The sequence below is a fragment of the Herbiconiux sp. A18JL235 genome (assembly GCF_040939305.1).
In the GTDB taxonomy this organism is placed as follows: Bacteria; Actinomycetota; Actinomycetes; order Actinomycetales; family Microbacteriaceae; genus Herbiconiux.
On record NZ_CP162511.1, the window covers coordinates 327,994 to 339,530 of the forward strand.

The following is an 11,537-nucleotide window of genomic DNA, read 5'->3' on the forward strand; positions in this document are numbered from 1 at the left end:
GCGCGCGAGCGGGGGGTTCTGAGCGATAGTAAGAGCATGACCAGCGCCGAGACCTCCCGCACCGTCGACGTCGTCGAGCTCGGCATCGCCGAGATGCTCGACGCCCTCGAAACGGGCGCGGTGACGAGTGTGGAGCTCGTCACCGCATACCTCAACCGCATCGCCTACTACGACCGCACCGGTCTCTGCCTGCATGCCATCGCGGTGCTCGACCCGAGCTGCCTCGAGCAGGCGGCGGCGTCGGATGCCCGTCGGCGCGCAGGGCGGGCCGGCCCGCTCGAGGGCGTTCCGTTCACCGTCAAGGACAGCTACAAGGTGAAAGGGCTGACGGTGGCCTCGGGCAGCCCTGCCCTGGCCGAGCTGGTGGCGACGGAGGACGCCGCGACGGTGGCGCAGCTGCGTGCGGCGGGCGCGGTGCTGCTCGGCAAGACGAACATGCCGCCGATGGCTGCAGGGGGGATGCAGCCGGGCGTCTACGACTACGCCAGGAGCCCGTACCACCCGCAGTTCTTGACGGCCGCGTACGGATCGGGGTCGTCGAACGGCTCCGGCACCGCCACGGCGGCGAGTCTGTGCGCGTTCGGGATGGCCGAGGAGACGGTCTCCTCCGGGCGCGCGCCCGCCTCGAACAACAGCCTCGTGGCCTACACGCCGTCGCGTGGGGTGCTGTCGATCCGCGGCAACTGGCCGCTGCGGCCGAGCTGCGACGTCGTGGTGCCGCACACCAGAACCGTCGACGACCTGCTCCACGTGCTCGACGTGCTCGCCGTCGACGACCCCGATCGCTCGGGCGACTTCTGGCGGCAGCAGACGGCCGTGGAGCTGCCGTCGCCCGAGTCGGTGCTCCCGCATCCGCTCGCCCGACCGCGGCCCGAACGACTCGACGGGTTGCGCATCGGTGTGCCCCGCCTCTACATCGGTGAAGACCGGGTGCCGCTCGTGCCGCCCGTCATCCGCCCCTCGGTGCGGGCCCTGTGGGACCGTGCTGCCGACGACCTGCGGGCGCTCGGCGCCGAGGTGGTCGAGGTCGACTTCCCCGTCGTGTCGAACTACGAAGAAGACCGGCCGGGTGCCCAGGGGCTCGCCGAGCGCGGGCTCGTGCCGCCCACCTGGCGGGCCCTCGAGGGCGGTCCGGTGACGGCCATGGCGCTCGACGGGTTCCTCCGAGACAACGCCGACCCCGGGCTCCACTCCTGGGCCGACGTCGACGGCGACACCGTGTTCCCGGTCGAGGATGCGCCTGTGCCGGTGTGGATCACGCGCGCCAGGGGCGGCTTCGACTGGCAGCGGCTCGCCGAACTCGTGAAGCAGGGCCTGCCGGGCAGCTACGACGAGGTGCCCGGCCTCGACCACCTGCTGCGCGGCCTCGAGGAGGCACGCCGGGTCGACTTCGAGGAGTGGATGCGCGACCAGGGTCTCGATCTGATCGTCTTCCCCGCGGCGGGCGACGTCGGGCGAGTCGATCTGTTCGAGCGACCGGAGAGTCTCGAGGCGGCCTCGCGCAACGGTGTCGTGTACTCGAACGGCAACCGGGTGATCAGGCACCTCGGCATCCCGACCGTCACGGTGCCGATGGGCTTCATGGGCGACCTCCAGATGCCGGTCGGGCTCACCTTCGCGGGGCCCGCCTACAGCGACGACGCGCTGCTCGACCACGCTTCGGCCTACGAGCGGGCGACGCGGCGGCGGCAGCCCGCGTTCCTCACGCCGACCCTCCCGTCGAACCAGATCGAGTTGCGGGAAGGGCTGACCGCCGGCGATCCAGGGGCGGATGCGACCCCCGAGACCGTCGTGGTCGTCGCGAAGGAGCGGTCGTGGGAGGTCGAGGTGCGGCTCGCCGCCGATGCGCCGGTGTCCGCGCAGGTGTGGGCCGACGGTCACATCCTCCGCCGCGCCGAAGGGGAGAACGGTGTCTACCGGGGTCGGGTCTCGCTCGCCCGCAAGCGCCTGTTCGACGAGATGATGGTGGTCGTGCGCACGACCCCGGCAGCGGCGTCACTCTCGCTCATTCCGCTTCCGCAGAGGGAGTGAGCGCCTCCCCGGTCATCCCTGCAGCACCCGTGCCACCGCCTGGGCGCGGGTCTCCACGCCGAGCTTGGCGAAGACGGCGTTCACATGGCTCTTCACCGTGGCCACGCTCAGCACGAGGCGGGCGGCGATCTCGGTGTTCGTGCATCCGTCGGCGATGAGCCCGAGCACCTCGGCCTCTCGTTCGGTGAGGGCCGGGATGCGCCGGCGCACCGCCGCGGCCGAGGTGCCGCCGCGGGACACACCGGAGAGCACCGCGTCGCGCACGAGCGGCGAGAGTGTCGTCTGGCCCGAGGCGACGGCGCGCACGGCGGCCTCGAGCTGCTGGCGCCCGGCGTCTTTCGTGAGGTAGCCGCGGGCGCCGGCGCCGAGCGCCTGGGCGATCGACTCATCGTCGGCGAAGGTGGTGAGCACGAGCACAGCCGTGCCGGGGTGCTCCTGCACGATGCGCCGGGTCGCGGCGGCCCCGTCGAGCCGGGGCATCCTGAGATCCATCAGCACCACGTCCGGTTGCGCGGAGGCCACCAGCTCGAGCGCCGCGAGCCCGTCCTCCGCCTCGCCGACCACCTCGATGCCGTCGAGGAGGCCCAGCACGGTCACCAGGCCGTCGCGCACGATGGCCTGGTCGTCGACGACGGCGACTCTGATCATGAGGCGACCACCTCCATCCGGATCGTGAAGCGGCCGGCGTCCCGGGAGACCTCGAAGCGGGCCCCCGGGAGCGTTTCGGCGCGCTCGCGCATGCCCGCGAGGCCGGAGCCGGTTCCCGAGGCGGCGAGGGGAGTCGTCGCGGTCGCCCCGATCGCGTTCGACACGGTGAGCACGACCCGACCGCCTGCGTGCCGGAGGTCGAGGGCGATCGGCAGGCCGGGGGCGTGCTTGCGGGCGTTGGTGAGGGCCTCCTGCGCGGCTCGCCGCACGGCTTCGGCCGACGCGGCGGTGAGCCTGGCGCCCTCCAGCTCGATCGCACCGTCGATCAAGACCCCGAGGGAGCGCTCCTGCGCGACGAGCGCAGCCACCTGCTGCTCGAGCGTCGCCGCCTCGACCTTCCCCGCGGGTTCCTCCCGGAGGGTGAGCACCGCGCGCCTGGCCTCGTCGAGCCCGTCGGCGGCCATCGCCCGGGCCGCCCGGGCGCGGGCGAGCACGTCGTCGGTCTTGCCGGCCTCGACGAGCGCCTCCAGCGCATCCAGTTGCACGACCAGGGCCCCGAGGGAGTGGGCGAGCGTGTCGTGCAGGTCGCGGGCGATCCGCGCGCGCTCGTCGAGGGCGGCCGAACGGGCGCGTTCGGTCTGGGTGGCGAGGCGCTGCTCGACGAGGCGCTGCTCGGCGAGCCGCGCGCCGGCCTGCTGCCGTCTCGTCACCCCGAGGAGCACGCCGAGCAGCACGAGCCCGAGGCCCGCGACGAGCATCCCGAGGGGCGGGGCGGTGATCAGGGAGACGACGGCGATCGCCGCGGCGCACGCCACGGCGGCGACCCCGCCGACAGCCCAGGGCAGCGAGGTGTCGGCGAAGAGACCGACGAGGCCGACGATCATCGGCACCACGGTGATCATCGAGGTGGGGACGGCGGCGAGCGAGCCGCCCGCAACCAGGATGCCGAGCGCCACGATCCGCACCGCTGCCGGAGCCCGGGCCGGGAGGGCGGCGATCGCGACCCAGGCGGCGAGGGCCACACCGGTCGCCGCCGGCACCCAGGGTGCGAGCTCGCGCCCGCCGAACACGACGGCCCAGCCGATGAGCACGACACCGACGAGCGCCAGGGCCCTCGACAGAGGGCTCCTGGTGCCGGCCGAGGTCGGTGGCGCCGTGCTCATCCTCGAATCCTGCCGTACTCCGTGTGCCCGGTGCAGCATCCGAGTCGCCGCTCAGGCGAGCGAGCGCATCGGTCCGCGCGATGCGCGCCACAGGATGACGCCCGAGCGCACGGCGCGGTTCACCGCGAACAGCACCAGCAGGACCCCTCCGGCCTGCGCGAGGTGCCCGCCGACCGACGACTCCCAGACGGTGAAGCCGATGCGGGCGGCGATGAGGGCGAGCCAGAGCACGAGGCCGAACCAGCCGTTGCGGGTCTCGAACAGCGGGGGCGTGGCGCGACGTGCACCGGGAGTGGTGCCCGGATGCTTCGCCGCACGTGCCCGCCAGGCGGCGAGCCCTTCGTCGCTGATCGGCCGCAGGTGGGCGACGAGACCGATCAGCGCGCCGACCATGGCCCCCATGGCCAGCTCGAGTACGAGCAGCGCGACGTCTGTGGTGTCGAACGCGGCGGTCTGGCCGCCGGAGACCATCATCGCGACCCCGACGACGGCGAGCACGGTGGGTCCACGGAAGAGGCGGGCGGGGTCGACCGCCGACCAGGAGGTCTGCTTGATGCTCAGCCAGACGAGCGCGGCGAGGAGGAGGACGATGGTGGTGAGGTCGGGAGGCGTCATGGCTCCACGATCCCGCCGCGGAGGCCACGCATCCACCACCCCAGGGTGGAACCCGGGTGGAGATCGACGCCAGGCGGCTGGTGAACCACCCCGGCACCCGGCAGACTGGAGAGATCATGCAGCAGATCACCGTCGACCAACTCGCCGCTCTGAACGACGCCCACGTCATCGACGTGCGCGAACCCGACGAATTCGCGAGCGGTCACGTGCCAGGCGCGACGAACATCCCCGTGTCGCAGCTCGGCGAGCGGTTCGGCGAGATCCCCACCGACACGACGGTGCACGTCATCTGCCAATCCGGCGGGCGCAGCGCCCGCGCCACTGAGGCGCTCGCCGCCGCCGGGGTCGACGCCGTCGACGTCGCGGGCGGCACCTCGGCCTGGCGGTCGGGCGGGCACCCGGTCGAGCCCGCCTAGCGGTCGCTCAGCGACCGTCTGGCATGATTCGATCATGAACGACGAGGCGCTGCAGAGGTTCAGCCTCGGAGGTGCTGACGTCGACGCGGCGAAGCAGCTCTACGAGAGCGGGTACCACGGCGCCGACTTCCGCATCGAGAAGACCGGGCAGAGCTTCGCCTACCGGCACACGATGGCCGGCACGGCTGAGATGTCGTTCCGGTCGTCGGCGATGGGCGGTCGCGTGCGGGGACGATTGGAGGCGAGCCCGGACTACTTCGTCACCTGGCTGCACTCCGGGGGCGCCACGGTCACGATGAACCGGCAGGAGGCGACGTGGGGCAGCGGCACGCCGTGGATCTTCCCCTCCAATGCGCCGTTCGAATTCGAGACCCTCGACTTCCGGCAGAGCATCCTCGCCTTCGACGGCGCCTACCTCGAGCGCATCGCCGTCGAGGTGGAGGGAGTGGTGGAGGGGCCGGTTCGCTTCCACTTCGCCACCACGCCGTCGGCAGCCGACCTGATCGCGTGGCGTGCCGTCGTCGACGAGGGGGCGGCGCTCGTGCTCGGCGGGAGTCCGACCCCGTTGCAGATGGCCGAGATGTCCCGCCGCACCGTGCTCGCGATGCTCGCGGTGTTCCCGCATGACCGTGCCCGCCCGTCTCCTGAGGTACTGGCTCCCCGCAACGCCAGGCTCCGTGCGGCGATGGAGCACCTGCAGGCCCACGCCGACCAGCCCGTGACCCCGGCGGATGCCGCCGAGGCCGCCGGGCTCTCGCCGAGAGGGCTGCAGCAGGCCTTCCAGCGCCACCTGGGAATCACGCCCACCGTGTACCTGCGGCAGGAGCGCCTCGAGAGGGCTCGCGTCGATCTGCTCGCGAGCGCGTCCCACGAGACCACCGTGGCCTCGATCGCCGCGCGCTGGGGCTTCACGCACCTCGGCCGCTTCGCCATCGCCTACCGGGAGCGTTTCGGCGAATCACCCCGCCACACGCTCGCCCGCTGACGCGGCGACCCGGCGCCCCGCGTCGTCCGGCCGACCGCTGCGGCGGGCCTTCGCGCGGTAGCTGTGGAGGATGGCGCGCTGCATCGGCAGCTCGACGCCGCGGTGGATGAGGAGCGCCAGGGCGACCGCCACGGCGAGGGCGAGGGTTGTCAGCAGGGCGCCCTGGGGCCAGGGGAGGAGCGGATGCCCGTCGGGCCAGGGCGCGGCAAGAGCGCCGATCACGAGGAGATGCACGACGTAGAAGGCGAAGGACGCGCGGCCGAACGTCTGCCAGAGGGGCGTGGTGAGGCCGGTCGGGAGGCCGCGCCGGTCGCTCTCGGCGAGCGAGGCGATGAGAAGGGTGAACGCGAGCACCGCGAACGCCGGCCCTGGCGACACCTCGGTCGCGGGCAGGGCGGGAGCGGCGGAGGCGAGGTAACCCGCGACCGCGAACGCGACGGCGGTCATCGGGCGCGGCGGCCGCCAGGCGCCGCTGCGGAGGAGCAAGGCGGCGCAGATGCCGACCACGAACTCGGGGAGCCGCAGGATCGGCGAGGAGTACGACGCCAGCGCATCGGGGGCGGCACCGGCGATCCACGGCGCGATGGCGGTGACGACCGAGCACAGGGCGACGGTGACGACGAGGGCGGTCACGCTCACCCGGTAGAGCACCCGGATGAGCAGGGGGAAGCAGAGGTAGAAGAAGGCCTCGCACACGAGTGACCAGCTGACGGGGTTGCCCGCCTGCCACCAGGCCGGGTTCCAGGCGCTGACGAGCGCGATGTCGGCGACGAACGGTGCGACGGCGGTCGTGGCGATGACGGGGACGAGGGTCGCGCCGACGACGACGGCGAGGGCGACACCGACCAGGTGGGTCGGGTAGACCCGCGCGACGCGGCGCATCCAGAAGTCGCCAGGGCGCTGCCCCGGCTTGTGCGACCAGGTCAGCACGAACCCCGAGAGGACGAAGAACATCGCCACCCCCGCCGACCCGGGGGCGAAGAACGTCGCCCAGAGCTCGGCCGACCCTCCTGCGAAGTACTGCACGGCCATCACGTGATCGCCGAAGATGAGCATCGCCGTCACCCACCGCAGCCCCGTCAGCGACGGCAGCACCGCCGCCGCGGCACCCGCCGCCCCCGCCGCCCCCGCTGGGGCCGTCGGGGCTGGGGCGAGCGTCGGACGTGCGGGCATGCCGGGGACCCTACGCGCACATCCCCCGTTTCTCCCCCGAAAAGTGCGTGAAGAACTCAGTCTTCACGCACTTTTCACGGGAGAACGGGTGGGCGGGGGCGCCCGACGGGTCAGGCGGGGCGGTAGCCCGTGGTGGCCGGGGGAGCCGCGTGGCGGATCATGAGGTGGCGGGTGACGGAGTAGTCGAGCAGCGGCTCGATCGACATGTCCTTCCCGAAACCCGAGCCCTTCACGCCGCCGTGCGGCGCCTCCGACGCGATCGGGAGGTGGTCGTTCACCCAGGTCACGCCCACGTCGAGCTGGTGGCTGACCCGGATGGCGCGGGCCACGTCGGTGGTCCAGACCGACGACGCCAGACCGTAGGCGCTGTCGTTGGCCAGCCGGATCGCATCCTCCTCGGTCTCGAAGGGCAGCGCCACGAGCACCGGCCCGAACACCTCGCCCTGCACGATCTCGGAGTGCTGCGGCGCCCCCACGATGAGCGTCGGCGGGAAGTACGATCCCGCGCGCTCCAGCGGCGCCCCACCGGTGAGCACCTCGGCGCCCTCGGCGACCGCGCGGGTGACGAAGCCGTGCACCCGGTCGCGGTGCTGCGCCGAGATGAGGGGGCCGACGTCGGTTCCGGCATCCATCGGGTCGCCGACCGTGATGCCCTCGAGCTCGGCGCGCAGCGCGGCGACGGCGTCGTCGAAGCTGTCGCGCTGGATGTAGACGCGGGTGGCGGCCGTGCAGTCCTGCCCCGTGTTGTAGGTGGAGCCGAGCGCGAGCGCGTGGGCCATCGGCGCGATGTCGGCGTCGGAGAACACGATCGCCGGCGCCTTCCCGCCGAGCTCGAGGTGCACGCGCTTTACACCGTCGACGGCACCACGCATCACCGCCTTGCCCGTGGTTGTCGAGCCGGTGACGCTCACCATGTCGACCCCGGCGTGGCCGGCGAGCGCGCTGCCGACCTCGGAGTGGCCGGTGACCACACCGAGCACCCCGGCCGGCAGGCCGCAGGCGGCGGCGAGCTCGGCGAGCCGCAGGGTGGTGCCCGGGGTGGGCGGAGCGGGCTTCAGGATGACGGAGTTGCCGGCGGCCAGCGCCGGCCCCGCCTTCCAGACGGCCATGATGAGCGGGAAGTTCCACGGTGTGATGCCCGCGACCACACCTACGGGCCGCCGGGTGAGCACCGAGGTGAAGCCCTCGCTGAACACCCCGGCGCCGGTGCCGTCGAGCGAGCGCGCCGCACCCGCGAAGAACCGCAGATTGTCGGCGGCGAACGGCAGCTCGCCGTCGAGGCCCGTGAGGTAGGGCTTGCCCGACTCGCGGGTCTCGATCTCGGCGAGCTCGGCCGCGTTCTCCTCGATCGCGTCGGCGAGCTTCAGCAGGATGCGCGCGCGGGCCCCCGGGGTCTGGCCCGCCCAGCCGGGTGCGGCGGCGCGGGCGGCGGCGACGGCCTCGTCGACGTCACCGGTGCCCGACTGGGTGAGGGTCGAGGCGGCGGCGCCGGTCGACGGGTCGATGAGCTCGACGGTCTCGCCCGCTCCCGCGCGGTACTCGTTGCCGATGAAGGTCCCTGAGGTCATGGTCGTGTGTCTCTCTGTCTGGTCGCTGCGGGGTCGTTCCGCAGCGGGGGGAGGAGGGTCAGGAGTTGAAGCCGAGCCCGAAACGGTCGAGGGTGCGCAGCCACAGGCCCCGACGACCTTCGTGGTCGTCGGCCGAGAGGATGCGCGAGCGGGTGAACTGCACGATGGGGTTCCGGAACGGCTCCGGCGGGATGGGGAACGGGCGCTTGCGCACGATCTCGTACCGCGTGCGCGAGGTGGGCTCGCCGGCCAGCAGGTCGAGCGCGACGTCGGCCGAGAACCGGGCCGCCCCCACCCCGAGCCCGGTGTGCCCGGCGGCATAGGCGAGGTCGCCGCCGAGCGCCGTGCCGTAGGCGGCGGTGAAGCGGGTGGTCGAATCGATGGGGCCCGCCCAGCGGTGCGTGAACCGCAGCCCGGCCAGCTGGGGGAAGGTGTCGAAGAACTGCCGCGCCAGCAGCCCGTGCGAGGCGTCGTTCTGCTCGAGCGCGGGGCTCACCTTGCCGCCCCGATAGTACAGAGCGTCCCATCCGCCCCACAGGATGCGGTGGTCGGCGGTCATCCGGAAGTAGTGGAACTGGTTGCCCGCATCCGTCAGCCCCTGCCGCTCGTTCCAGCCGAGCGTTGCGCGCTGCTCGGCGTCGAGCGGTTCGGTCATCAGCACGTGGTCGTAGAGCGGCATGATCCAGGTGCGCAGCCGCTTGAGCGGCGAGGGGTAGGCAGCGGTGGCGACCACGGCCCGGCGTGCGGTGACCGTGCGTCCGTTCGCGCGCATCCGGATGCCGCCCGCCGAGCGCTCGATCGAGGTCACCGGGGTCGCTTCGAACACCCGGGCGCCGCGCTCGCGGAGAACGCGGGCCATGCCCCAGGCCAGACGGGCCGGGTCGACCATGGCGGTGCCGCCGCGGGCGCGGAGGCCGGCGAGGAAGCGGGGGGAGTGCACGTCGGCCTGCACCGTCGCGCGATCCTGCAGCTCGACGTCTTCGCCGAACGAGCGGGCGAGCGCGGCGGCCTCGCCGAGGGCATCGACCTGCCAGGGCTCGATCGCCAGCGTGGTCTTGCCCGTGAGGCGCAGGTCGCAGTCGATCCCGGCGGCAGTGATCTGCTGCACCAGCTCGGCGAGGTTGCGGTCGCCCTCCTCGTGCAGGGCGTCGAGGTCGCGAGGCCAGAGGTGCTTGCCGTGGGCGAGCCCGTGGGTGAGCGAGGCGGCGACGAAGCCGCCGTTGCGCCCGCTGGCGCCGAAGCCGATGTGCTCGGCCTCGAGCACCACGACGTCGAGACCCGGGTCGCGGTCGAGGGCGCGCCAGGCCGACCAGAGGCCGGTGAAGCCACCGCCGACGACCACGAGGTCGGCGGTGATGTCGGCGGCGAGCGGCTCGCCCGGGGCGGGGGCGTCGGGCTGGTCGGTCCAGAACACGGTGGGCTCGGCGTCGGCGAGGGAGCGCGCGACGTCGGGGGAGAGGCCCGCGTCGAGGGTCACGAGCGGCCCTCCGCGGTGAGCTCGGCGGTGCCCGCGCCCGCGGCAGCGGCGCTCGCCGCGGCACCCGCGGCAGCGGCCTCGATGAGGTCGGCGGCCCGGCGCACGCCGTCGGCGGCCCGGATGCGCTCGCCGGCGGCCGCGACGCGCTCGCGCAGCGCGGTGTCGCCGAGCAGCTCGGCCAGCGCCGAGGCGAGCTCCTCGTCGGTGAAGGAGTAGGTCGACAGGCGCCGCCCGAAGCCGCGCTCGTGCACCCGCTGGGCGTTGTCGTACTGGTCCCAGAACAGCGGCAACAGCACCATGGGCTTTCCGAAGTGCATCGCCTCGGTGACGGTGTTGTTGCCGCCGTGGGTGATCACCAGGTCGACGGCGGGGATGATGGAGGTCTGCGGCAGGAACTCGGCGCCCCACATGTTCTCGGCCAGTTCGATCTCGTCGTGCAGCGGACCCTTCGACACGATCAGGTTGTACGGCAGGGTCGCCAGCACACCGATCACGCGCCGCATCAGCGAGACGTCGGCGCTGCCGAGCGAACCGAGGCTGAAGTACACCAGCGGCCTCGCACCGTCGAGGAAAGCCTCGGGGAGGCCGGCCGGCGCATCCGTCTCCCGCACCGAGGAGTCGAGCCGGTGCCACGAGGCGCCGAGCGGACGGGCGTCGGTGTAGTCGAGCTCTTCGGGGTAGACGTAGAGGTTGAGGTCGCCCTCGGGGAGGAATTCGAGCTCGGGCAGCGGCGCGGCGCCGTTCTGCTGCACCCAGGCGTCGAACGAGCTCCACAGCTCGCGGTGGGTGCGGTCGTACTCGGCACGGAAGGAGGCGTGTCCTGCGGTGTCGTCTTCGGCGAGGCCCGAGAAGGCGGGGGCGATCGAGTCGCCGGGGACCTCGAGCGGGTTGCAGGAGACGATCCGCACGAACGGCACGCCGGCCGTGGCCAGTGCCGGGAAGAGCAGCACGTTGTCCTCGACGATCGCGTCGGGCCTCGTGCGCTCGATGATGGCCTCGAGCGCCGGCTGGCAGTACTTCGCGCCCTCGACGAGCTCTTCCCAGATGGGTCGGATGACCGTGTCGAGCTGGGCGTCGGTGGGCCTGGCGAACTCGGGCGAGATCTCGCGGATGTAATCCTTCCAGAACGCCCCGGCATCGGGCTCCGGCGCATCCGGGCCCGCCGACTCGGCGGGAGGCGCGAGGTCGACCAGGTCTTCCTCGAAGCCGAGCGCGGTGAGCTTTCCCGCCCACGAGGCCTCGGCGGCGAACACCACCCGGTGCCCGCGGCGCAGCAGCTCGTTGCCGATGCCGATGCAGTTGTTCGTAGGGCCGTAGGCGCTCTCCGGCATGAAGAGGAAGGTGTACTGCTCTCCGGTCATCTCATCGCTCCTGCGCAATAGTTCTTTGAATGCGGATGTAAAGAAAGAGTAGGCCCAGAGGTGCGCGATGTCAGCGCTCGGGCTCGTAATATTGAACCGG

General features: G+C 72.6%; 10 protein-coding genes. 3 read left to right on the plus strand and 7 right to left on the minus strand.

Features of this window, described 5'->3' with window-relative positions; genetic code table 11:
- Positions 1-36 precede the first annotated feature (36 nt).
- Positions 37-2,031, plus strand: a complete 1,995-nt coding sequence (locus ABFY20_RS01575) for an amidase (RefSeq protein WP_368498197.1) — start codon at positions 37-39, stop codon at positions 2,029-2,031.
- Positions 2,032-2,043: 12 nt separating this feature from the next.
- On the opposite strand, the gene ABFY20_RS01580 is transcribed toward ABFY20_RS01575, so the two are convergent.
- Genes ABFY20_RS01580 through ABFY20_RS01590 form a run of 3 tightly spaced genes read right to left on the minus strand, consistent with a single transcriptional unit; the run spans position 2,044 to position 4,457 of the window.
- A complete protein-coding gene (locus ABFY20_RS01580) occupies positions 2,044-2,679 on the minus strand; it encodes a response regulator (RefSeq protein WP_368498198.1) in 636 nt (211 codons plus the stop codon).
- Positions 2,676-3,842 (minus strand): sensor histidine kinase, encoded by a 1,167-nt coding sequence (locus tag ABFY20_RS01585; protein ID WP_368498199.1) that lies wholly within the window; start codon positions 3,840-3,842, stop codon positions 2,676-2,678. The genes ABFY20_RS01580 and ABFY20_RS01585 overlap by 4 nt, the downstream gene beginning before the upstream one ends.
- A gap of 51 nt (positions 3,843-3,893) precedes the next feature.
- Entirely contained in the window at positions 3,894-4,457 is a 564-nt protein-coding gene (locus ABFY20_RS01590) for a hypothetical protein (RefSeq protein ID WP_368498200.1), read from the minus strand.
- 116 nt (positions 4,458-4,573) lie between these two features.
- Here ABFY20_RS01590 and ABFY20_RS01595 point away from each other — a divergent pair, with 116 nt between their 5' ends.
- Together ABFY20_RS01595 and ABFY20_RS01600 are read left to right on the plus strand one after the other, a co-directional pair.
- Positions 4,574-4,873, plus strand: a complete 300-nt coding sequence (locus ABFY20_RS01595; protein ID WP_368499846.1) for a rhodanese-like domain-containing protein — start codon at positions 4,574-4,576, stop codon at positions 4,871-4,873.
- 34 nt (positions 4,874-4,907) lie between these two features.
- Positions 4,908-5,858 (plus strand): helix-turn-helix transcriptional regulator, encoded by a 951-nt coding sequence (locus tag ABFY20_RS01600; RefSeq protein ID WP_368498201.1) that lies wholly within the window; start codon positions 4,908-4,910, stop codon positions 5,856-5,858.
- Here ABFY20_RS01600 and ABFY20_RS01605 read toward each other — a convergent pair.
- The 4 genes from ABFY20_RS01605 to ABFY20_RS01620 all read right to left on the minus strand — a co-directional run bounded on the left by ABFY20_RS01605 (position 5,832) and on the right by ABFY20_RS01620 (position 11,437).
- Positions 5,832-7,031 (minus strand): acyltransferase family protein, encoded by a 1,200-nt coding sequence (locus tag ABFY20_RS01605; protein ID WP_368498202.1) that lies wholly within the window; start codon positions 7,029-7,031, stop codon positions 5,832-5,834. The two genes, ABFY20_RS01600 and ABFY20_RS01605, sit on opposite strands and share 27 nt — an antisense overlap.
- 110 nt (positions 7,032-7,141) lie before the next feature.
- Positions 7,142-8,599, minus strand: a complete 1,458-nt coding sequence (locus ABFY20_RS01610) for an aminobutyraldehyde dehydrogenase (RefSeq protein WP_368498203.1) — start codon at positions 8,597-8,599, stop codon at positions 7,142-7,144.
- 58 nt (positions 8,600-8,657) lie between these two features.
- Positions 8,658-10,076, minus strand: a complete 1,419-nt coding sequence (locus ABFY20_RS01615; RefSeq protein ID WP_368498204.1) for an NAD(P)/FAD-dependent oxidoreductase — start codon at positions 10,074-10,076, stop codon at positions 8,658-8,660.
- Positions 10,073-11,437: a glycosyltransferase gene (locus ABFY20_RS01620; RefSeq protein WP_368498205.1), complete on the minus strand. Its 1,365-nt coding sequence runs from the start codon at positions 11,435-11,437 to the stop codon at positions 10,073-10,075. Before ABFY20_RS01620 ends, ABFY20_RS01615 begins: the two co-directional genes overlap by 4 nt.
- Between the last annotated feature and the right edge of the window lie 100 nt (positions 11,438-11,537).

Bases quoted from the DNA above. Each gene is read 5' to 3' on its own strand.
- ABFY20_RS01575 (WP_368498197.1), top strand. From the start codon at position 37: ATGACCAGCGCCGAGACCTCCCGCACCGTCGACGTCGTCGAGCTCGGC.
- ABFY20_RS01580 (WP_368498198.1), bottom strand. From the start codon at position 2,679: ATGATCAGAGTCGCCGTCGTCGACGACCAGGCCATCGTGCGCGACGGC.
- ABFY20_RS01585 (WP_368498199.1), bottom strand. From the start codon at position 3,842: ATGAGCACGGCGCCACCGACCTCGGCCGGCACCAGGAGCCCTCTGTCG.
- ABFY20_RS01590 (WP_368498200.1), bottom strand. From the start codon at position 4,457: ATGACGCCTCCCGACCTCACCACCATCGTCCTCCTCCTCGCCGCGCTC.
- ABFY20_RS01595 (WP_368499846.1), top strand. From the start codon at position 4,574: ATGCAGCAGATCACCGTCGACCAACTCGCCGCTCTGAACGACGCCCAC.
- ABFY20_RS01600 (WP_368498201.1), top strand. From the start codon at position 4,908: ATGAACGACGAGGCGCTGCAGAGGTTCAGCCTCGGAGGTGCTGACGTC.
- ABFY20_RS01605 (WP_368498202.1), bottom strand. From the start codon at position 7,031: ATGCCCGCACGTCCGACGCTCGCCCCAGCCCCGACGGCCCCAGCGGGG.
- ABFY20_RS01610 (WP_368498203.1), bottom strand. From the start codon at position 8,599: ATGACCTCAGGGACCTTCATCGGCAACGAGTACCGCGCGGGAGCGGGC.
- ABFY20_RS01620 (WP_368498205.1), bottom strand. From the start codon at position 11,437: ATGACCGGAGAGCAGTACACCTTCCTCTTCATGCCGGAGAGCGCCTAC.